Below are 19,998 nucleotides of genomic sequence, written 5' to 3' on the forward strand. Positions count from 1 at the left end.
TATCGCCGCGGCACAGACAGGAGAGTCACGGGCGATGAACAAGCTCTATCCCGATGCGGCCGCGGCGCTCGACGGGCTGCTGCATGACGGCATGACGATCTGCGCGGGCGGCTTCGGCTTGTGCGGCATTCCGGAGCGGCTGATCGACGCGATCCAGGCGGCGGGTACCAAAGACCTTACCATCGCCAGCAACAATGCCGGCATCGACGGCGAGGGGCTCGGCAAGCTGCTGCGGACGCGGCAGGTGAAGAAGATGATCTCGAGCTACGTCGGCGAGAACAAGGAGTTCGAGCGGCAGTATCTCAGCGGCGAGCTGGCGGTGGAATTCTGTCCCCAGGGCACGCTCGCCGAACGCTGCCGCGCCGGCGGCGCGGGCATCCCCGGCTTCTACACCAAGACCGGCGTCGGTACGCTGATCGCCGAGGGCAAGGAAGTGAAGAGCTTCGACGGCGAGGACTATATCCTCGAACGCGGCATCCGCGCCGACCTCAGCATCATCAAGGGTTGGAAGGCGGACGAGAGCGGCAATCTGATTTTCCGCAAGACCGCGCGCAACTTCAACCAGCCGATGGCGACCGCGGGGCGCATCTGCGTCGCCGAGGTCGAGGAAGTGGTGCCGGTCGGCAGCCTCGACCCCGATGCGATCCATCTGCCCGGCATCTACGTCAAGCGGATGATCGTCGGCGCGCCCTATGACAAGAAGATCGAGTTCCGCACCGTGCGCGAGCGGGCGGCGGCATGATGCGGCGCGCGGCCCTGCTGCTGGCGACCGCGCTGCTCGCCGGCTGTGGCGGCACGCGGCAGCGCGTCGCGACGCTGCCCGCGCCGGGCCAGACCTATACCGCCGACGGCAAATTGGTGCGGATCACCGGCCTCACCGCATTGCCGCCGCCGACTGGCGCGGCAGGGGCAGGGGCAGGGGCAGGGGGTGCGACGGCCGCCGATGCGCAGCCGGTGCCGCCGCAATATCAATATCTCTACGGCTCGGCGGAGGCGGCGGCGCTCAGCCGGCAGGCGTTCCGCGCGCTCGTGGCCTATGCGACCTATCGCCGCGCCGCCGGGGACAGCGTCGTGCTCGCCCCCGGCGCGACGCTCGCCGCGCCGCGCTGGCAGGCGTGCGACGGCAAGCCGCGCGCCGCGGTGTTCGATGCCGACGAGACGGTGCTGCTCAATCTCGGCGTCGAGGCGCTGGCGGCGCGCCACCCCTCCGCACCCTTCGATCCGGCGCAATGGGCGCGATGGGAGCGGACCGGCGCCAAGGCGGTCGCGCCGGTGCCGGGCGCCGTCGAGGCCTTCGCCGCGCTGCGGGCGGCGGGCATCGCGGTGATCATCAACAGCAATCGCGGCGCCGCCACAGCCGCCGGCACGGTCGCCGCGCTCAAGGCGGCGGGGCTGGGGGACTTCACGCCAGGCGGCGACCTGCTGCTGCGCGACGGGCCGAGCGGCAAGGACGCGCGGCGCAACGCGATCGCGGCGCGCTATTGCGTGGTGGCGATGGCGGGCGACCAGCTCGGCGACTTCAGCGACCTGTTCGCCGGTCCCTCCGCCGCCGCCCGCCGCGCGCTCGCCGAGGGCGAGGGGATTGCGGCGATGTGGGGCAACGGCTGGTTCGTGCTGCCCAATCCGGTCTATGGCAGCGGCCTGTCGGGCGGGTTCGCCGACGTCTTCCCCGCCGACAAACGCTGGAGCGACACGCCATGAAGCCGGCCAAGCCGCGCGCCATCCCGCTGTCGGCGATCCCCGATCTCGGCGCCCGATCGGTCGAGGTCGCGCGCATCTGGGTGACCGACCGCGCGGGGTCGACGGTGGTGATCGATGCGGGCGTGCTCGCCGATGCGGAGATGTTCGGCGTCCTGATGGCCGACACCATCCGCCACGCCGCCAAGGCCCATGCGCAGGCGCTCGGCATCGATGCGGGCGAGGCCGAAGCCCTGATCTGGCGCGGCGTCGATAGCGCGCGTCCCGAACTCGATCCCGACGCGCTCGCGCGGATCGCCAACCATCCCGGAGGATTGCACTGATGACCACGCAGACGACGGGCTGGGACCGTAACCAGATGGCGGCGCGCGCCGCACAGGAATTGCGTGACGGCTATTACGTCAACCTCGGCATCGGCATCCCGACGCTGGTCGCCAACCATATCCCGCCCGGCGTCGAGGTGACGCTGCAATCGGAAAACGGCATGTTGGGTATCGGCCCGTTTCCCTTTGACGATCAGGTCGACCCCGATCTGATCAACGCCGGCAAGCAGACGATCAGCGAATTGCCGCACAGCGCCTATTTCGGCAGCGAGCAGAGCTTCGCGATGATCCGCGGCGGCCACATCGACCTGACGGTATTGGGCGCGATGGAGGTGAGCGAGGGCGGCGACATCGCCAACTGGATGATCCCCGGCAAGATGATCAAGGGCATGGGCGGCGCGATGGACCTCGTCGCCGGGGTCAAGCAGATCATCGTCGTGATGGATCACACCGCCAAGGACGGCAGCGCCAAGTTCATCCCCGCCTGCACGCTGCCGCTGACCGGCCGCAACGTCGTCGACATGATCGTCACCGACCTCGCCGTATTCCGCCGCCCCGATCACCAGTCCCGCTTCCGGCTGGTCGAGCTGGCGCCGGGCGTCACCGCGGACGAGGTCGCGGCGAAGACGACGGCGGCGTTCGATCACGCATGAGCCGGCGCGGTCCGCTTCGCGGCTATAAGTAAGCGATCGATCATCGGAAAGTCGCGGCCATGAGTTACGTCCTGATCACCGCCAATCGCAATTATTCGAGCTGGTCGCTGCGGCCGTGGGCGTTGATGACCGCGCTCGGCATTCCGTTCGTCGATCGGATCGAGCCGTTCACGCAGGCGGAAAACCATGCGGCGTTCCGCGCCTTCTCGCCGACCGGGCAGGTGCCGGTGTTGATCGACGGCGATCGGACGATCTGGGATTCGCTCGGTATCGTCCTCTATCTCGCCGACCGGCATCCCGGCGTCTGGCCGGCGGACGCGGCGGCGCGGGCGTGGGCGCAATGCGCGGTGGCGGAGATGCACGGCGGCTTCGGCGCGCTGCGCAGCGAGCGGACGATGAACGTCGGCGTCCGCGCGACTCCGGCTACGGGGTCGGCGGCGCTGGCGCGGGACGTCGCCCGGATCGCCGAACTATGGGCGGAGGGGCTGGCACGCTTCGGCGGTCCATGGCTTGCCGGCGAGACGTTCAGCGCGGTGGATGCCTTTTACGCTCCGGTCGCCTTCCGCGTCCGCACCTATGGGATCGAGGTCGGCGACGCTGGGCGGCGCTGGGTCGACACGATCCTCGCCCATCCGGCGCTGCGCGCCTGGGAAGCGGCGGCGCTCGCCGAGACATGGCGCGAGGCGGAGCATGAGGCAGACCTGCATCGCTGTGGCATGGTCACGGCGGACTATCGTCGCTAGGCAATAATCTGTCGCACCGGGTTCCGCTCGCGCATCATTTGAGTTAACGGCCGCGCATCATGACCTCCATTCCGCACACCTTGTATGAAAAAATCTGGGCCGCGCACGTCGTCGAACGGCGTGAGGATGGCACCTGCCTCATCTATATCGACCGGCACCTCGTCCATGAGGTGACGAGCCCGCAGGCCTTCGAGGGGCTGCGCGTCGCCGGGCGGCGGGTGCGCCGGCCCGAACTCACCCTCGCGGTGCCGGATCACAATCTGCCGACGACGCCGCGGGTGGATGCGGTCGGGCGGATGCTGCCGATCGCCGATCCGGAGAGCGCGCAACAGCTCGACGCGCTTCGCCGCAACACCGCCGAATTCGGCATCGACTATATCGATGCGACGGCGGCGGAGCAGGGCATCGTCCATGTCGTCGGGCCGGAACTGGGTTTCACGCTGCCCGGCACGACGTTGGTGTGCGGCGACAGCCATACCTCGACGCACGGCGCGCTCGGCGCGCTCGCCTTCGGCATCGGCACCAGCGAGGTCGAGCATGTGCTGGCGACGCAGACGCTGCTGCTCAGCCCATCGAAGACGATGGAGGTGCGCGTCGACGGCACCCTGGGCTTCGGGGTCAGCCCCAAGGACGTGATCCTCGCGATCATGGGGCGGATCGGCGCGGCGGGCGGCACCGGCCATGTCATCGAATATACTGGCGAGGTGATCCGCGCCATGTCGATCGAGGGGCGGATGACCGTCGCCAACATGTCGATCGAGGGCGGCGCGCGTGCCGGTCTGGTCGCGCCCGACGATATCACCTTCGCCTATCTCAAGGGGCGGCCGATGGCGCCGCAGGGCGATGCATGGGAGCAGGCGGTCGCCTGGTGGCGCAGCCTCGCCACCGATGCCGGCGCGACCTATGACAAGCGCGTCGTGCTCGACGCCACCGACATCGCACCGGCACTGACCTGGGGAACGAGCCCCGAGGATGTCGTGCCGATTACCGGTGTCGTCCCCGCGCCCGACAGCTTCGCCGATCCCGCCAAGCGCGCCGCGGCGCAGCGCAGCCTCGACTATATGGGCCTGACGCCGGGCACGGCGATGCAGGACGTTGCCGTGCAGCATGTCTTCATCGGCAGCTGCACCAACAGCCGGATCGAGGATCTGCGCGCCGCCGCCGCGGTCGCCGACGGTCGCCGCGTCGCCGATGGCGTGCGCGCGATGGTCGTACCGGGATCGGGGCTGGTCAAGCGCCAGGCGGAGGCAGAGGGGCTGGACCGTGTCTTCACCCGCGCCGGGTTCGAATGGCGCGAGCCGGGCTGTTCGATGTGTCTGGCGATGAACCCGGACAAGGTCCCTGCGGGAGAGCGGTGCGCCTCCACGTCGAACCGGAATTTCGTGGGTCGACAGGGACCTGGCGCGCGCACACATCTGCTGTCGCCGGCGATGGCGGCGGCGGCGGCGGTCACCGGCCATTTGGCCGACGTGCGGGATCTGATGGGAGCGACGCGATGAAGAAGGTGCTGGTATTGCTGGTGGCAGGCGCGATGCTGAGCGGCGTCGCCGCCTATGTCGCGGGCGCGCGGGCGCTCGCGCATCCGGCCAAGATCGAGCGCTGACGGACGCACCGATGCAGCCCGTCACCCGCGTCAGCGGCACCGCCTATCCCTGGGGTGCCAAGAATATCGACACCGACATCATCATCCCGGCGCATTGGCTCAAGACGATCTCGCGTGCCGGCCTCGCGCGCGGTGCGTTCGAGACGGTGCGCGCACAGCCGGGCAACGTCTTCGACGATCCGCGCTACGCGGGTGCGCCGATCCTGATCGCCGGCGACAATTTCGGCTGCGGGTCGAGCCGCGAGCATGCCGCCTGGGCGCTCGCCGATATGGGCGTGCGCGCGGTGATTGCGCCGAGCTTCTCCGACATCTTCTCCGGCAATGCGTTCAAGAACGGCATCGTCCCCGTCGTGCTGCCGCAGGAGGCGGTCGATCGGCTGGTCGAGGTGGCGAAGGACCAGCCGGTCACCGTCGACCTCGAGACGATGACGGTGACGACCCCCTATCAGGACCGGTTCGCCTTCACGCTCGATGCCTTCCGCCGGCAATGCCTGATGGAGGGGCTGGACGAGATCGGCCTGACGATGGCAAGAGATACCGCGATTTCGAAATTCGAAGGCGCGGTGGATCGATACCGCCCCTGGATCGGGAGCAGGAGCGGTTATGCGGGCATTGCTATCGACGGCGCCGGGCGGACCTGACACTCTAGAACTCACCGAATTGGCGGACGTGCAGCCGGCACGCGGGCAGGTCCGCGTCGCCGTCAAGGCCTGCGCGATCAATTACCCCGACGTGCTGATCATCGAGGATCGCTACCAGTTCAAACCGCCGCGCCCGTTCGCGCCGGGCGGCGAGATCGCCGGGGTGATCGATGCGCTCGGCGAGGGTGTCGACGGCTGGCAGATCGGCGACCGGGTGATGGGGGTGATCGGCCATGGCGGGCTGGCGACGCAGATCGTCACCGATCCGCAGCGCCTGTATCGGTTGCCGGCCGAGCGCGACTTTGCCGAGGGGGCGGCGTTGCTGCTGACCTATGCGACGACGATCCATGCGCTGCTCGACCGCGGGCGCCTGGGCGCGGGCCAGGCGTTGCTCGTGCTCGGCGCGGCGGGCGGGGTCGGGCTGGCGGCGATCGAACTCGGCAAGGCGTTCGGCGCGCGCGTCGTCGCGGCGGTGTCGTCCGAGGAGAAGGCCGCGGCCGCAAGCGCGGCGGGGGCGGACGAGACGATCGTCTATGGCCGCGCGCCGTTCGACAAGGATGCGTCCAAGGCGCTCGCCGAGCGGTTCAAGGCGGCGGGCGGGAGCGGCGGATTCGACGTGATCTACGATCCGGTCGGCGGCGACTATGCGGAGCCGGCTTTGCGCGCGATCGGCTGGGAAGGGCGCTATCTGGTCGTCGGCTTTCCGGCCGGCATCCCCAGGCTGCCGCTCAACCTGACGTTGCTCAAGAGCTGCGATGTCTGCGGCGTCTTCTGGGGGGCGTTCGCCGCGCGTGATCCGCAGGCCAATGCCGCGCATGTCGCGACCCTGTTCGACCTGTGGCGCGACGGTCGCATCGCACCCAAGGTCACCGCGCGCTACCCGCTCGACCGTGGCGGTGACGCGATCGCGGCCATGGCGGCACGGACCGCGATCGGCAAATTGGTGGTGACGCTCGACTGAGCGGTCAGCGTATCGCGAAGAACAGCGCGAGAAGCATCGCCCATAGCAGGACCGAGATGACCGAGCCGACGACGATGCCGGTGAGCGGTGCGGCGCGGCTGGAACGGCGCGGGGTGGTGCGGACGGGGCCGCCGACGGGGACGGGCCGGTTGATCATGATCCTTCTCCTGCGGCGCGAATGGATTGCCGCGCCATATATAGTTATCGCTCCATTAACCTATTGGTTCCGGACCGGGCAATGCGGCGCTCCGTTGCGCCTGCCGGGGCCCCACCCTATGTGCGCAGACGAGCAACAAGGGGTGAGCCGACGATGTCCATGTTCGACGACCGCGAACGCAGCCACGAGGCGGCCTTCGCACGGGAGGAGGAGATGGCGTTCCGCATCACCGCGCGTCGCAACCGTCTGCTCGGCCAATGGGCCGCGGCGCAGATGGGGCTGACCCCCGAGGAGACCGACGCTTATGCCAAGTCGGTCGTCCAGGCCGATTTCGAGGAAGCCGGTGACGAGGATGTCGTGCGCAAGCTGTTCGGCGACCTTACCGCCGCCGGCGTCGACATCGACGATGCCAGTGTCCGCCGCGCCCTCGCCGAGAAGATGATCGAGGCGCGTCGCCAGCTGTTCCAGTCGGAGCAGGGCTGATGCCGATGGCCGCCGATGACATCGCCGCGCTGATCCGCGCCGCCATCCCCGACGCGATCGTCGAGATCACCGATCTCGCCGGCGACGGCGATCATTATGCCGCCCGCGTCGTCTCGCCGAGCTTCGCCGGCAAGCCGCTGCGCCAGCAGCACCAGGCCGTCTATGCGGCGCTCGGCACGCGGATGGGCGGCGAACTCCACGCCTTGCAACTCAAGACCGCTGCCGCCTGAGGAATGACCATGACTGACGATATCAACGCCCGCATCGACACCGTCGTGAAGAGCCACCCGGTGGTGCTGTTCATGAAGGGCAGCCCGCTGTTCCCGCAGTGCGGCTTCTCCAGCCGTGCGGTGGCGATCCTCGACCATCTCGACGTGCAATATGAGAGCGTCGACGTGTTGCAGGACCAGGGCATCCGTCAGGGCATCAAGGCCTATTCGGACTGGCCGACGATTCCGCAGCTCTACGTCGGCGGCGAATTCGTCGGCGGATCGGACATCATGATGGAGATGTATGAGAGCGGCGAACTCGCCACTCTGCTGAAGCGCGACGCGGCCTGACCGGACCGGCATGGCGGGCGCGGTGACGCCCCGTCATGCCGTCGTGATGACCGGCATGAACCCCGGGCGCGTTCGGCAGTACGTTCCGCTGACCCCGGTGCTCCGCACAGAGATAACGTTGTAAAGCCCTGCCAGCCCGCCTGCATGGACGGGGTCTGTGCGGCGCTCTCCGCCTGCCCGACACACCCCGTCACCCCGGACTTGTACGGGGTCCACCGCGCCGCGATATCGACGGCTCACGCTCCTGCGGCTCCGTGAATGCCGGACCACGCCCGGCATGACGACGGCAGGGGACGGTCGCGATCGTCAGGGAAGGCCGGGTGCGGGTGGGGTCGCGAGACGCGGAACAGCGATGACCCCACCCTGCTGAAGCGTCGTGACGCTCGGCTGTCCGACCCTACGCACGTGCCGTGCCAGTATTGGAAACCCGCGGAAATCTGCGGTGCAACCCCCTTCGCGCCACACGCAACCGCGTATCACCTGTAAGCCGATCCGACACCCGATCATCCTGCTTGACTACGCGCGTAATCGATACGATTACATACGTAGTTCAGACAGGAGCGCGACGTGGCCGAACGAATCAGCGATGCCGAACATGCGGTGATGGAGGTGCTGTGGGATGAGGCGCCGCTCACCGCGCAGGACGTAGCCGAGCGCGTCGATCCGGCGCGCGGCTGGAGCGCCAATACGGTCAAGACGCTGCTCGGACGATTGCTCGCCAAGGCGGCGATCACGCATGAGGAAGACGGCCGCCGCTATCTCTACCGGCCGCTGGTCGCGCGCGGCGACTATGTCTCGGGCGAATCGAAACGCCTGATCGACCGGCTGTTCGGCGGCAAGTTGACGCCGCTGGTCGCGCATCTCGCCGAGCGGGACGAATTGAGCGCGCAGGACATCGCCGAGATTGAGGCGCTGCTCAAGGCAATCAAGCCATGACCGGCTGGCTGATCGAGGCGCTGGTCGCCTCCACGCTGCTGATGCTGCTCGTCCTGCTGGTGCGCGCACCGGTGCGCCAGGCGTTCGGCGCGCAGCTCGGCTATGCGCTCTGGGCTTTGCCCGTGTTGCGGTTGCTGCTGCCGCCGCTGCCCGCGGCCTGGCGGCAGGTGGCGGTGACGCCGATCAGCCGGGCCGGCGAGACGATCACCATCTTCGTCGGCGACGCGCCGGCGCAGGCTGTCGCGGCGGCACCATCGGCGTCCCTTGCACCGATGATCGGCGCGGCGATCGCGCTGCTCTGGGCGGCGGGGGCGATCGGCTTCCTCGTCTGGCACCTCACCAGCCACGCCCGCCACTGCCGCCGGCTGCTGCGCAGCGCAGCGAGCATCGAGGAGGTGCGCGGCGTGCGCGTCATCGCCAGCAAGGCCGCCGCCGGCCCGCTCGCCTTCGGCGTGATGCGCCGCTACGTCGCCTTTCCGCTCGATTTCGCCGACCGCTATGACGCCGACGAGCGCGAACTGGCGCTCGAACATGAGATCGGCCACCACCAGCGCGGCGACCTCGTCGCCAATTGGATCGCGCTCGCGGTGCTGGCGCTGCACTGGTTCAATCCGGTGGCGTGGCGCGCCTTCCGCGCCTTTCGCGCCGATCAGGAACTCGCCAATGACGCGCGGGTGCTCGCCGGCCGCTCGACGATCGACCGGCATGCCTATGCCTGTGCGATCGTCAAGGCGGCGCATGGCGGTGCCGTCTCCGCCGCCTGCCATCTCCATACCATCGATGATCTGAAAGGGAGGATCCGCATGCTGTCCACGTCCCGTCTGTCGCCGCGTCGGCTCGCTGCCGGGGGCGCCCTGGTGTCATCGCTCGCCCTCGTCGGGCTCGGCATCACCGCTTCGGGCACCAGCGCGGCGAGCGCGCTGAGCGGCCGGGTGGGCGATGCGATGGGAGTCGATCTGCAAACCCCGGCCGCTCCTGCAGCACCGGCCGCTCCGCCAGCCCCGGCGGCCCCGGCGGCAGCCATCGCGCCCGCCGCCCCGGCCGCGCCGCATCGCGTCATCGTCAAGACGGTTCACGACGAGAATCGCGTCGTGACGATCAATCGCACCGCCGCCCCCGTGGTCGACGCGGGCGCCATCCAGCCTCGCGTCGATCGCGCGATGACGGGAGTCCCGGCTGTCACCGAGCGCCGCTGCGTCGATGGCGCCGATGGCGGGCCGCAGCGCTTCGTCATCACCACCGGCAGGGGCGATCGCCGCGCGATGGTCATCTGCAGCAATCGCATCCAGACGGCGGCGCTGGCCGGTGCCGAAGCCGGCCTCAACGCCGAGAAGATCCGGCTCGACGCGATGGCCAGCGCGCTGGCGAGCGTCCAGGCGACGCGCGCCCGCGTCTCCGACAATGACGCCATCCCGGCGGCGGAGCGGCAGGAGGCGCTTGCCGACATCGACGCGGCGCTCGCCGAACTGCGCGCGGAGATGGCGTCGGGCGGCAAGGACTGAGCGGCGCAGGCGGGTGCTGCCGAGGGCCTTGCGTCCGAAACAGCATCCGCGACGCCCGGCGCGGGGGAGACGCGCCGCGCCGCTCGCGCCGCACGGCGAGCGCTTTCGTCGCGCCATGCCCTCCCGGCCGCGCCCCAGCGGCAGTCCGCCCTTGCGCTCGGCTCCGTTGCAGGCCACATCCGGATCGATGGCTGAGCATCCGACCGGTATCCCGATCCAGCTCGAGCCGCTCGTCGTCCGCGTGCTCGCGCCCAATCCGTCGCCGTACACCTTCGGGGGCACGCAGACCTACATCGTCGGGCATGACGATCTGGCGGTGATCGATCCCGGCCCCGACGATCCGGCGCATATCGACACGCTGCTGCGTATCATCGCCGGCCGGCCGGTGCGCGCGATCGTCATCACCCATCATCATCGCGACCACAGCCCCGCCAGCAGCCCGCTCGCCGCCGCGACCGGGGCGCCGATCGTCGGCGCGGTGCCGCAGCACGTCACCGGCGACCATCCCGGGCTCGATGCGGCGTTCGACGCCGACTATGCGCCCGACCGCGTGCTCGCCGATGGCGAGGCCGTGCAGGGCGATGGGTGGACGCTACGGGCGCTGGCGACGCCGGGCCATACCTCCAACCATCTCGCCTTCGTGCTGCCGGAGACGGGGGCGCTCTTTTCGGGCGATCACGTCATGGGCTGGGCGACGAGCGTGGTCTCGCCGCCCGACGGCGACATGGGCCAGTATATGGCGAGCCTCGAGCGGTTGCTCGGTCGCGACGAGCGCATCTATTATCCCGGCCACGGCGAGGCGGTCGAACAGCCGCAGCGGCTGGTGCGCGGCATGCTCGGCCATCGCAAGCAGCGCGAAGGGCAGATCCTGCGGCTGCTCGCCGCCGGGCCGCTGCCGCTCGCCGACATGACGGCGCGGATGTACGTCGGGCTCGATCCGCGATTAATCCCCGCGGCGCAACGATCGGTGCTCGCACATCTCTATGATTTGAGAGGACGGGGCTTGGCAGACGAGGAGGGCGAGCAATGGCGGATCACGGGGTGAACGAGCCGGCGACGCCCGAACCGCCGCGCGGCTCGACCGGGTCGTTCCTCGGCAAGGCGGCGGGCGTGATCGTGCTGCTCGGCCTCGCCGTGCTGATCGGCCTGTGGGGCGTGCAGCGCTACGTCGAGCGCAAGCTGTCGCCCGATCCGACCACCGTCGCCAGCGCCAGCCTGCAAGGCCTGCGCGAACAGAACCGCCTGTCCGCCTTTGCCGCGCGATTCGTCGCGGTCAGCACCTCGCGCCAGTCGCAGCTCGGCCTGTCGACCGAGAAGACGCTGATCATGCCGGGGCTGGTGCGCTACGAGGTCGATCTCGGCAAGCTGACGCAGCGCGACGTCGCCTGGGATGCGGCGACGCGGACGCTGTTGGTGCGGCTGCCGCCGATCGAACTCGACGGGCCGCAGGTCGATCTCACCGCGATCCGCGAATATGGCAGCGGCGGCATCCTGTCGCGGCTGACCGATGCCGATACCGCGCTCGATGCCGCCAACCGCCGCGCCGGGCAGGCGGAGCTGGTCCGCCAGGCGCGCGACGCGACGCCGATGAAGCTCGCGCGCGATGCGACGCGCCGCGCGGTCGAGAACAGCTTCGTCATGCCGCTGCGCGCCGCCGGGATCGACGCCACCGTCAAGGTCAGCTTCGTCGACGATCCCACCGCATCGACCGAACGCTGGGACGAAAGCCGCTCGCTGGCGGAAGTGCTTGGCAACGCCCGTTGAGGGCGGGCGCGCAATCGCCTAACGGAGACGCTATGGACCTTCGCACCAGCTTCGCCGGGCTCGACCTGCGCGCCGAGATCGAGCGCCTCCGCAAGGAGCGCAACGCCGTGATCCTGGCGCATTATTATCAAAAGCCCGAGTTGCAGGACCTCGCCGATTTCGTCGGCGACAGCCTCGACCTCAGCCGCAAGGCGCAGGCGACCGACGCCGACGTCATCGCCTTCTGCGGCGTCCGCTTCATGGCGGAGACCGCCAAGATCCTCAGCCCCGACAAGATCGTCGTGCTGCCCGACATGGACGCCGGCTGTTCGCTCGAGGACAGCTGCCCGCCCGACCAGTTCGCCGCCTTCCGCGCCGCGCATCCCGATCATATCGCGTTGACCTACATCAACTGCTCGACCGAGGTGAAGGCGCTGAGCGACGTCATCGTCACCTCGTCCTCGGCGGAGGCGATCCTGGCGCAGCTGCCGCGCGACCAGAAGATCATCTTCGGGCCGGATCGCAACCTCGGCGGCTATCTCCAGCGCAAGACCGGGCGCGAGCTGCTGCTGTGGCCGGGCGTGTGCATCGTCCACGAGGCGTTCAGCGAGACCGAATTGCTCAAGCTCAAGGCCCAGCATCCCGGCGCGCCGGTCGCCGCGCATCCGGAATGTCCGGCGGTGATCCTCGACCATGCCGATTACGTCGGCTCGACGCGCGGCATCCTCGAATTCGCGCAGGCGATGCCGGGCGAGACGCTGATCGTCGCGACCGAGCCGCACATCATCCACCAGATGGAAAAGGCGATGCCGGCCAAGCGCTTCATCGGCGCGCCGGGGGCGGACGGCAACTGCAATTGCAATATCTGCCCGTATATGGCGCTCAACACGATGGAGAAGCTCTACGTCGCCTTGCGGGACCTCACCCCCCGGATCGAGATCGAGGAAGGTCTGCGGCTGAAGGCGAAGACCAGCCTCGACGCGATGCTGGCGATGGCATCCGCGACGGTCGGGCAGGGCGATCTCGGCCCCGCGCCTGCCGCACCGCTGCCGGTCACCGGCGACTGAGCTAGTGCGTCGGCGCGGCGACGGGGGCGATCAGATTGCGGGCTTCGTTGATATGGATGCCGACCAGGATCAGATCGAGCTCGTCCGCCTTCTGCAATGCGGCAGCCAGCAGGTGCTGCAACTCGTCCAGTGCCTCGCGATCGGTCATCGCCTGTTCCCCATGATCTGGCCGCGAATCCAGGACGATACGTCCACCGTGGCATTTGACAGGATCGTATACGCATGACCGGCTTTACTCTAGATGGTTTCGACCCGGATTGCTTCGTCACCGCGACGCTGGCCGAGGATCTCGGCACCGCCGGCGATATCACCGCGGCGGCGGTGATCCCGGCGGAGGCGCGCTTCACCGGCGTGATGGATACGCGCGACGAGATCGTCGTCGCCGGTCTCGGCCTTGCCGAGGCGTTCTTCCGTGCGCTCGACCCCGAGGCGCGGATCACGCCGCTGGTCGAGGACGGCGCGTGGGTGTCGGCACATAGCGAGCTGATGCGGATCGAGGGTCGGGCGCGCGCGCTGCTGACCGCGGAGCGGTCCGCGCTCAACACCATCCAGCATCTGTCGGGGATCGCGACGCTGACCCGTGCCTATGTCGATGCGATTGCGGGGACGGGCGCGGTGCTGCTCGACACGCGCAAGACCATTCCCGGCCTGCGCCGGCTGGAGAAATATGCGACGCGCTGCGGCGGTGCCCAGAACCACCGGCTCGGCCTGTGGGATGCGGCGATGATCAAGGACAATCACGTCGCGGTCGCGGGCGGCATCACGCCGGCGGTCGAGCGCGCGGTGGCGGCGGGGATCGACCGGATCATCGTCGAGGTCGACCGGATCGACCAGATCGAACCGGCGATCGACGCGGGCGCGACCCATCTGTTGCTCGACAACATGCCGCCGGCGATGCTGCGCGAGGCGGTGGCGCGGGTCGCCGGACGCGTGCCGACCGAAGCCTCGGGCGGCGTGCGGCTCGACACGGTGCGCGCGATCGCCGAGACGGGGGTGACCTATGTCTCGGTCGGGCGGCTCACCCAGTCGGCGCCGGCCGCGGATATCGGGCTCGACTTCACCACGGTGTGAGGGGTGGTCGAGGGCATTCCAGTCGATCGACCGCGACGTTTTCCTTTTGAGGCGCCCGCGACGAAGTTGATACTTTGCCAAGATATGCCAATTGCTCTGGATGACCAGTATTCCCGCGAAAGCGGGAATCCAGTGGCCCAGCAGAACAGCGGTACGCGGCAGAGAAACACTGGGCTCCCGCGTTCGCGGGAGCACTGGTATAGCTTGGCTACTGCACTACAAAGCGTCGGTTCTGTTCGGTAAGAAGCCATGAAGCTCGGCATGGTCTTTCGAGGCTGCGTCGAGCGTCAGGTCAATTGCGTCTCTTGGACTTCTCGAACACAGGGCCTGCTCCGGCAGGCCATCCCTCCAACTCCCTTGCACGCGGCGCGGCGGCGCGGCTAGGCTGGGGCGGTCTGACAAGGGGGACCTACCATGACCAAACCGCCATCGATCGCGCGGTTCGAGCAATTCTATTGGGCCTCGGTGATCCTCGGGCTGGTCAACGCCGGGCTCAACTGGAGCAAGTCGCAGGCGGTGCTCGCGGCCAATCCGATGCTTGCCAAGGCGACCTGGTTCCTGCCGGCCTCACAGGTGCTGGGGCTGACGATCGCGGTGCTGATCTGGTATTTCGTCGCCCGCCGGCCGAGCGTCATCGCGAAATGGGTGCAGGTGGTGTTCGCCGCGCTGGGGGCGTTCGGTCTGCTGTCGGCGCTCGCGCTGCTCGCCATGGGGCGGTCGGCGATGAGCGCCCAGATCGCGCTCGGTTTCGTAGCCAACATGCTCTACATCGCCGCCGCGGTGATGCTGTTCAAGCCGGACGCCCGGCTGTGGTTCGGCGAAGGGCTGGACGAAGACGACGATCTGGCGCTGCATCCGTGATCGTCCGTCTCGCCGCCGCCGCGCTGGTCGCGCTGTTGCCGGTCGCCGCCCAGGCGCAGGCCGATCGCTGCATCGCCCCGGGAGCGCTGCCGCGGCCGCGCCCCGATCTGCCAAGCGACAGCCAGCCGCGGCGCCTGCTGCCGATCGGCGGCTATACGCTCGCGATCACCTGGTCGCCGCAATATTGCCGCGACCATGGCGGCGACGGCGATGCCCGCTTCCAATGCCGCTCCGGGCAGCGGTTCGGCTTCACCCTGCATGGCCTGTGGCCCGACGGGGTCGGCAAGGACTGGCCGCAATATTGTCAGGCGACGCCGCTGCTGTCGCGCGCGACAATCCGGCGGCATATCTGCGCGACGCCGTCGGCGCAGCTGATGCAGCACGAATGGTCGAAGCACGGCACCTGCATGGCGGGCTATGATCCGGAACGCTATTTCACGACGTCGAACCGGCTCTACGGCAAGTTGCGCTTCCCCGACTGGGCGGCGCTGTCCCGCGGGCCGGTGACGGCGGGGGCGGTCGCGGCGGCGATGGCGAAGCGCAATCCCGGCCTCGGCGCGGACATGATGCGCGTCACCGCGACGAAACAAGGCTGGCTCGACGAGATCTGGATCTGCCTCGACACGGCCTTCCGCTATCAGCGCTGCCCCGTGCACCAGGGCGGCCTGCCCGGCGCCGCGACGGTGAAGATCGCGCTCTAGGCCTTAGCCGATCACCGCCGTCGCCGGATGATGTTTGTCGAGGTGACGGCGGATGATCCGCAGGTTGCGCGTGTTCGAGCGGAAGAAGAAGTCGGGCACCGCACCGATGAAGGGGATCAGCCCCAGCGCCCAGTCGATCCCGACATTGCCGAACATCCGCGCCATCTGCAGCTTCGACATGTGCAGATTGCGCGCTTCGAACACCAGCCACGCGCCGACGACGGCGGCGATCGTCGGACCGGCGACGGGGACGAGATCGAGGATCACGTCGAGCCCGAGCTTGCGGTTGGTGCCGGGGATGGTGACCAGCCCCTCCATCACCCGCTCCATCGCCTCGAGGCGGACGCGCACCGCGGCGGGGTCGCGGCCGACGGGGAGCGATTCGAGCATCGAGCGGGCTTCGATCCGGGTGGGGCGGGTGACGGTCATAGACCTTAATTGGTGTCGTCGCGCAGCCGGTTCAACGGGTGCCAGGCGCGCGTATTGGCGCGCCACTGGCGCAGCCGCATCGCCACCGCCGACCAGCGCAGCGGCCGCGCGATCGGGATGAAGGCGGTATCGGTGGCGAGCGCCGCATCGGCGGCGGCGATCAGCCGCGCGCGTTCGGCCAGCGTCGGCGCGTCGCGCGCGGCGATCAGCGCGTCCTGGACGGGTTGGGCGCAGACGGTGCAGGCATTGGCGAGATACCAGCGAGCGCTGTCATAAGGCGCGACGAGGTCGAGCAGGCGCAGGTCGGCGTCATCGCTCGCGCCGACGCGCACCGGCGTGATGCCGGCGGTGCGCAGCGATACGGCGAGCTGCGCGAAGACCAGAGTCGCGCCGGGGCCGGCGGGCAGGGCGATCCGCAGGCTGACCGGTGCGCCATAGGCCGCGACCTGCTGGCGGAGCGCGGCGGCGCGCTGCTCGGGCGTAAGCAGCGACCAGCCGGGCAGCGCCGGCGGCGCGGCGGAATCGAGCATCTCGGGCAGGATGCGCTCGGCCGGCTCCCAATTGGCCATCACCGCGGCTGTGATCGCGGCGCGATCGATCGCACCGCTCAGGGCGGCGCGATGCGCCGGGTCGGCCAGGAAGCCGTCGCGATGGACGATCGACAGGCCGAACAGTCCGGCGGCGGGATCGATGCGGATATTGGCCGGGGCGATGCCGGCGAGACCGACGAGCGGCCAGTCGACGAAACTGCCGCCTGCGACATAATCCGATTCGCGTGCCGCGAAGCGGACGAGCGCGCGTGCCGCCCGCTCGCCGATCAGCCGCACGTCCTGTTCGGGGGCGAGCCGCTGCGGATCGTCGGGATCGGCGCGGCCGGGATCGGCGGCGGGGCGGAGCAGCGGACTGCGCGTGCCGCGCACGATGCGCATCGGCCCGGCACCGCCGACCGTACCGCTCCGCCACAGCGCGAGTTCGGGCTGGGCGAACAGCTTGAGCAGATCGGGGCGAGGACGCGCCAGCCGCACCTCGATCACCTGCGGCGTCATCGTCACGATCTCATCGACCGCGGTGAGGAACGGGGCGAGCGGATTGCGCGATCGGCGCGCCAGCTGATGGCGGAGCTGGGCGACGACCTGATCCGCCTCGACCCGGCTGCCGTCGCTCCAGCGCGCGTCCCGGAGGCGGAAGATATAGCTCATCCCCTCGTCGATCACGATCCAGCGTTCGGCGAGGCCGGGTTCGATCTGGCCGGCGGCATCATAGCGCACCAGCCCTTCGGCGGTGGCGTCGAGCAGCAGCCCGGTCGGCGTATCGAGCCGGACGCGGGCGGGATCGATCGGCCGCGGCGGCTGGCCGATCGCGCTGACGATCACCGGCCCCGAATCGGGGCGCTGGTTGCATCCGGCGAGCGGCGCCGCGGCAACGCCGAGCGACACGAGGATGGTGCGGACGGCGGGACTCGAACCCGCACTCCAAAGGAAGCCGATTTTAAGTCGGAAGCGTCTACCGATTTCGCCACGTCCGCACACGCCGTCACGGGAAGCGCAATCGGCGGCGAGCGTCAACCCGCTACGATCATCCGCCGGCGTCGCGGCGGCGATCAGACGTTGAGCCGGGCCCGCATTTCCTTGCCGGGCTTGAAATAGGGAACGCGCTTGGCGTCGACCTCGACCGGGTCGCCGGTGCGCGGATTGCGGCCGATCCGGGCATCGCGCGCGCGGGTCGAGAAGGCGCCGAAGCCCCGCAGTTCGACGCGGCCATTGCTGGCGAGGCGCCGGGCGATCTCGTCGAAGAAGGTCGTGACGATCGCGTCGACCTCCGCCCCCGACAGATCGGGATTCAACTCACATAGTCTATGAACAAGCTCAGACCGGATCATCGCAAACTCCCCCCCGGATCATGCAACGGGCGCTTGATAGAGATCAATGGAGCTGGCGTATAGGCCCGAAATGAACTTAAACCAAGAAAAAAGGGACTGGAATGGTCTGCACCACTCCAGTCCCAATTCCCTTACTTCTTGTCGGCGTCCGCCGAGCGGGCCTTGAGCGCCTCGCCGAGGATGTTGCCGAGCGTCGCGCCCGAGTCGGACGAGCCGTACTGCGCAACCGCCTGCTTCTCTTCGGAGATCTGCATCGCCTTGATCGAGAACGTCGGCTTCTTCGAACGATCGAAGCCGGTCACCATCGCGTCGAACTTCTGGCCGACCTGGAAACGCTCCGGACGCTGCTCGTCGCGGTCGCGACCCAGATCCGTGCGCTTGATGAAGCCGGTCGCGCCGTCGTCGCCCTGCTGCACTTCGAGGCCCGCGTCGCGGACTTCGAGCACGGTGACGGTGACGATCGCGTTCTTGTTGAGGCGATCGCCCGATGCCGCAATGCCGCCGGCCGAGGGGCCGCCACGCTCGAGCTGCTTCATGCCGAGGCTGATGCGCTCCTTCTCGGCGTCGATGTCGAGCACCACCGCCTGCACGGTCTCGCCCTTGCGGTGCAGGTTGAGGGCATCCTCACCCGACACGCCCCAGGCGATGTCCGACATGTGGACCATGCCGTCGACGTCGTTGTCGAGGCCGATGAACAGGCCGAACTCGGTCGCGTTCTTGACTTCGCCCTCGACGGTCGAACCGATCGGATGGGCGGCGGCGAACGCTTCCCACGGATTGTTCTGCGCCTGCTTGAGGCCGAGGCTGATGCGACGCTTGTCCTCGTCGACCTCGAGCACCACCACATCGACTTCCTGCGACGTGCTGACGATCTTGCCCGGATGGACGTTCTTCTTGGTCCAGGACATTTCCGAGACGTGGACGAGGCCTTCGATGCCCGCTTCCAGTTCGACGAACGCACCATATTCGGTGATGTTGGTGACGCGACCCGACAGCTTGGCGCCGATCGGATACTTGGCGCTCGCGCCGTCCCACGGATCCGACTCGAGCTGCTTCATGCCGAGGCTGATGCGCTGCGTGTCCTTGTTGATGCGGATGATCTGCACCTTCACCGTGTCGCCGATCGCGATCATCTCGGACGGATGATTGACGCGCTTGTAGCTGAGGTCGGTGACGTGGAGCAGGCCGTCGATACCGCCGAGGTCGACGAACGCACCGTAATCGGTGATGTTCTTGACGACGCCGTCGATGATCTGACCCTCGGCGAGGCTCTGGATCAGGCCCGAACGCTGCTCGGCGCGGGTTTCTTCCAGCACCGCGCGACGCGACACGACGATGTTGCCGCGCTTGCGGTCCATCTTGAGGATCTGGAACGGCTGCGGGATATCCATCAGCGGCGTGACGTCACGCACCGGACGGATATCGACCTGCGAACCCGGCAGGAAGGCGACGGCGCCCGACAGGTCGACGGTGAAGCCGCCCTTGACGCGACCGAAGATCACGCCTTCGACGCGCGCGGTCTTGCTGAATTCCAGCTCCAGCTTGTCCCAGGCGGCTTCGCGGCGGGCGCGGTCGCGGCTGAGCATCGCTTCGCCATGCATGTTCTCGACGCGGTCGACATAGACTTCGACTTCGTCACCGACCTTGAGGTCGGCCTTCTGGCCCGGTGCGGCGAATTCGCGCAGCGGCACGCGGCCTTCGGACTTGAGGCCGACGTCGATGACGGCAAGATCGTTCTCGATCGCGGTGACGGTGCCGTGCACCACGCGACCCTCGAAACTGTCGGCACCGCCGAACATGTCATCGAGCATCGCCGCGAAATCGTCGCGGCTGGGAAGGGGCTGGGTAGCCATAAGGTTAGAGTGTCCTCGAGGTTTATCTGTTTCCGGCCAATCGGTTGGTTCCGATGGTCTTGGCTGAAAACGCCGCGCCGACCCCATGCCGATCGCGGCATCCGTTGGGCGTCGGCAGGCGGAGGCAGGCGATG

Annotated in this window: 25 protein-coding genes and 1 tRNA gene; 19 read left to right on the plus strand and 7 right to left on the minus strand. The window is 68.6% G+C overall.

Going from position 1 to position 19,998, the window contains the following annotated elements; translation table 11 throughout:
- The first annotated feature begins 34 nt into the window (after nucleotides 1-34).
- From V8201_RS04035 to V8201_RS04070, 8 genes are all read left to right on the plus strand, one after another.
- Entirely contained in the window at nucleotides 35-742 is a 708-nt protein-coding gene (locus V8201_RS04035; RefSeq protein ID WP_336544548.1) for a CoA transferase subunit A, read from the plus strand.
- Nucleotides 739-1,701 (plus strand): HAD family acid phosphatase, encoded by a 963-nt coding sequence (locus V8201_RS04040; protein WP_373276457.1) that lies wholly within the window; start codon nucleotides 739-741, stop codon nucleotides 1,699-1,701. Before V8201_RS04035 ends, V8201_RS04040 begins: the two co-directional genes overlap by 4 nt.
- Nucleotides 1,698-2,021 carry a DUF5076 domain-containing protein gene (locus V8201_RS04045; protein ID WP_271300216.1) on the plus strand — a complete coding sequence of 108 codons (324 nt, stop codon included), beginning with the start codon at nucleotides 1,698-1,700 and terminating at the stop codon, nucleotides 2,019-2,021. The genes V8201_RS04040 and V8201_RS04045 overlap by 4 nt, the downstream gene beginning before the upstream one ends.
- Entirely contained in the window at nucleotides 2,021-2,674 is a 654-nt protein-coding gene (locus V8201_RS04050; protein WP_037534650.1) for a CoA transferase subunit B, read from the plus strand. Before V8201_RS04045 ends, V8201_RS04050 begins: the two co-directional genes overlap by 1 nt.
- A 59-nt stretch (nucleotides 2,675-2,733) precedes the next feature.
- A complete protein-coding gene (locus tag V8201_RS04055) occupies nucleotides 2,734-3,417 on the plus strand; it encodes a glutathione S-transferase family protein (RefSeq protein ID WP_336544550.1) in 684 nt (227 codons plus the stop codon).
- A gap of 59 nt (nucleotides 3,418-3,476) precedes the next feature.
- Nucleotides 3,477-4,916, plus strand: a complete 1,440-nt coding sequence (gene leuC, locus V8201_RS04060; RefSeq protein ID WP_336544551.1) for a 3-isopropylmalate dehydratase large subunit — start codon at nucleotides 3,477-3,479, stop codon at nucleotides 4,914-4,916.
- 115 nt (nucleotides 4,917-5,031) lie between these two features.
- Nucleotides 5,032-5,661, plus strand: a complete 630-nt coding sequence (gene leuD, locus V8201_RS04065; protein ID WP_037534644.1) for a 3-isopropylmalate dehydratase small subunit — start codon at nucleotides 5,032-5,034, stop codon at nucleotides 5,659-5,661.
- Nucleotides 5,624-6,622 carry an NADPH:quinone oxidoreductase family protein gene (locus V8201_RS04070; RefSeq protein ID WP_336544552.1) on the plus strand — a complete coding sequence of 333 codons (999 nt, stop codon included), beginning with the start codon at nucleotides 5,624-5,626 and terminating at the stop codon, nucleotides 6,620-6,622. Before leuD ends, V8201_RS04070 begins: the two co-directional genes overlap by 38 nt.
- A 4-nt stretch (nucleotides 6,623-6,626) precedes the next feature.
- Here the strand turns inward: V8201_RS04070 and V8201_RS04075 are convergent, their stop codons facing one another.
- Entirely contained in the window at nucleotides 6,627-6,779 is a 153-nt protein-coding gene (locus V8201_RS04075; protein WP_200870412.1) for a hypothetical protein, read from the minus strand.
- A gap of 153 nt (nucleotides 6,780-6,932) precedes the next feature.
- Between V8201_RS04075 and V8201_RS04080 the strand changes: the two genes are divergently transcribed.
- The 8 genes from V8201_RS04080 to nadA all read left to right on the plus strand — a co-directional run bounded on the left by V8201_RS04080 (nucleotide 6,933) and on the right by nadA (nucleotide 13,070).
- A complete protein-coding gene (locus V8201_RS04080; protein WP_037534642.1) occupies nucleotides 6,933-7,262 on the plus strand; it encodes a DUF1476 domain-containing protein in 330 nt (109 codons plus the stop codon).
- The gene (locus V8201_RS04085; RefSeq protein WP_037534640.1) at nucleotides 7,262-7,492 is read left to right on the plus strand and encodes a BolA family protein; all 231 of its coding nucleotides are present in this window, start codon (nucleotides 7,262-7,264) and stop codon (nucleotides 7,490-7,492) included. The genes V8201_RS04080 and V8201_RS04085 overlap by 1 nt, the downstream gene beginning before the upstream one ends.
- 9 nt (nucleotides 7,493-7,501) lie before the next feature.
- A complete protein-coding gene (gene grxD, locus V8201_RS04090; protein ID WP_271300220.1) occupies nucleotides 7,502-7,822 on the plus strand; it encodes a Grx4 family monothiol glutaredoxin in 321 nt (106 codons plus the stop codon).
- 567 nt (nucleotides 7,823-8,389) lie between these two features.
- Complete coding sequence (locus V8201_RS04095; RefSeq protein ID WP_037534638.1) at nucleotides 8,390-8,758, plus strand: BlaI/MecI/CopY family transcriptional regulator; 369 nt, start codon at nucleotides 8,390-8,392, stop codon at nucleotides 8,756-8,758.
- Complete coding sequence (locus V8201_RS04100; protein WP_336544553.1) at nucleotides 8,755-10,260, plus strand: M56 family metallopeptidase; 1,506 nt, start codon at nucleotides 8,755-8,757, stop codon at nucleotides 10,258-10,260. The genes V8201_RS04095 and V8201_RS04100 overlap by 4 nt, the downstream gene beginning before the upstream one ends.
- A gap of 187 nt (nucleotides 10,261-10,447) precedes the next feature.
- Complete coding sequence (locus tag V8201_RS04105) at nucleotides 10,448-11,305, plus strand: MBL fold metallo-hydrolase (protein ID WP_336544554.1); 858 nt, start codon at nucleotides 10,448-10,450, stop codon at nucleotides 11,303-11,305.
- A complete protein-coding gene (locus V8201_RS04110; protein WP_336544555.1) occupies nucleotides 11,287-12,024 on the plus strand; it encodes a DUF4230 domain-containing protein in 738 nt (245 codons plus the stop codon). The genes V8201_RS04105 and V8201_RS04110 overlap by 19 nt, the downstream gene beginning before the upstream one ends.
- A 32-nt stretch (nucleotides 12,025-12,056) precedes the next feature.
- The gene (gene nadA / locus V8201_RS04115; RefSeq protein ID WP_271300221.1) at nucleotides 12,057-13,070 is read left to right on the plus strand and encodes a quinolinate synthase NadA; all 1,014 of its coding nucleotides are present in this window, start codon (nucleotides 12,057-12,059) and stop codon (nucleotides 13,068-13,070) included.
- 1 nt (nucleotide 13,071) lies between these two features.
- Here the strand turns inward: nadA and V8201_RS04120 are convergent, their stop codons facing one another.
- Nucleotides 13,072-13,218 carry a hypothetical protein gene (locus V8201_RS04120; RefSeq protein ID WP_200870411.1) on the minus strand — a complete coding sequence of 49 codons (147 nt, stop codon included), beginning with the start codon at nucleotides 13,216-13,218 and terminating at the stop codon, nucleotides 13,072-13,074.
- A 74-nt stretch (nucleotides 13,219-13,292) separates the two neighbouring features.
- Here V8201_RS04120 and nadC point away from each other — a divergent pair, with 74 nt between their 5' ends.
- The 3 genes from nadC (at nucleotide 13,293) to V8201_RS04135 (ending at nucleotide 15,703) form a co-directional block, all read left to right on the plus strand.
- Nucleotides 13,293-14,141 carry a carboxylating nicotinate-nucleotide diphosphorylase gene (gene nadC, locus V8201_RS04125; RefSeq protein WP_336544556.1) on the plus strand — a complete coding sequence of 283 codons (849 nt, stop codon included), beginning with the start codon at nucleotides 13,293-13,295 and terminating at the stop codon, nucleotides 14,139-14,141.
- Nucleotides 14,142-14,555: 414 nt separating this feature from the next.
- Complete coding sequence (locus tag V8201_RS04130) at nucleotides 14,556-15,002, plus strand: hypothetical protein (protein WP_271300223.1); 447 nt, start codon at nucleotides 14,556-14,558, stop codon at nucleotides 15,000-15,002.
- Entirely contained in the window at nucleotides 14,999-15,703 is a 705-nt protein-coding gene (locus V8201_RS04135) for a ribonuclease T2 family protein (RefSeq protein WP_271300224.1), read from the plus strand. Before V8201_RS04130 ends, V8201_RS04135 begins: the two co-directional genes overlap by 4 nt.
- Before the next feature lie 3 nt (nucleotides 15,704-15,706).
- Here V8201_RS04135 and V8201_RS04140 read toward each other — a convergent pair whose 3' ends face one another.
- From V8201_RS04140 to rpsA, 5 genes are all read right to left on the minus strand, one after another.
- A complete protein-coding gene (locus tag V8201_RS04140; protein WP_200870410.1) occupies nucleotides 15,707-16,132 on the minus strand; it encodes a DUF4112 domain-containing protein in 426 nt (141 codons plus the stop codon).
- A gap of 5 nt (nucleotides 16,133-16,137) precedes the next feature.
- Nucleotides 16,138-17,568, minus strand: coding sequence for an ABC transporter substrate-binding protein (locus tag V8201_RS04145; RefSeq protein WP_336544557.1), 1,431 nt, complete (start codon nucleotides 17,566-17,568; stop codon nucleotides 16,138-16,140).
- A gap of 5 nt (nucleotides 17,569-17,573) precedes the next feature.
- Nucleotides 17,574-17,657 (minus strand) — tRNA-Leu (locus V8201_RS04150).
- A gap of 75 nt (nucleotides 17,658-17,732) precedes the next feature.
- A complete protein-coding gene (locus V8201_RS04155; RefSeq protein ID WP_037534623.1) occupies nucleotides 17,733-18,011 on the minus strand; it encodes an integration host factor subunit beta in 279 nt (92 codons plus the stop codon).
- Between the two features lie 131 nt (nucleotides 18,012-18,142).
- Nucleotides 18,143-19,864, minus strand: a complete 1,722-nt coding sequence (gene rpsA, locus V8201_RS04160; RefSeq protein ID WP_037534621.1) for a 30S ribosomal protein S1 — start codon at nucleotides 19,862-19,864, stop codon at nucleotides 18,143-18,145.
- Nucleotides 19,865-19,998: the final 134 nt, after the last annotated feature.

This window comes from Sphingomonas kyungheensis (genome assembly GCF_037120395.1).
GTDB classification, from domain to species: domain Bacteria; phylum Pseudomonadota; class Alphaproteobacteria; order Sphingomonadales; family Sphingomonadaceae; genus Sphingomonas; species Sphingomonas kyungheensis.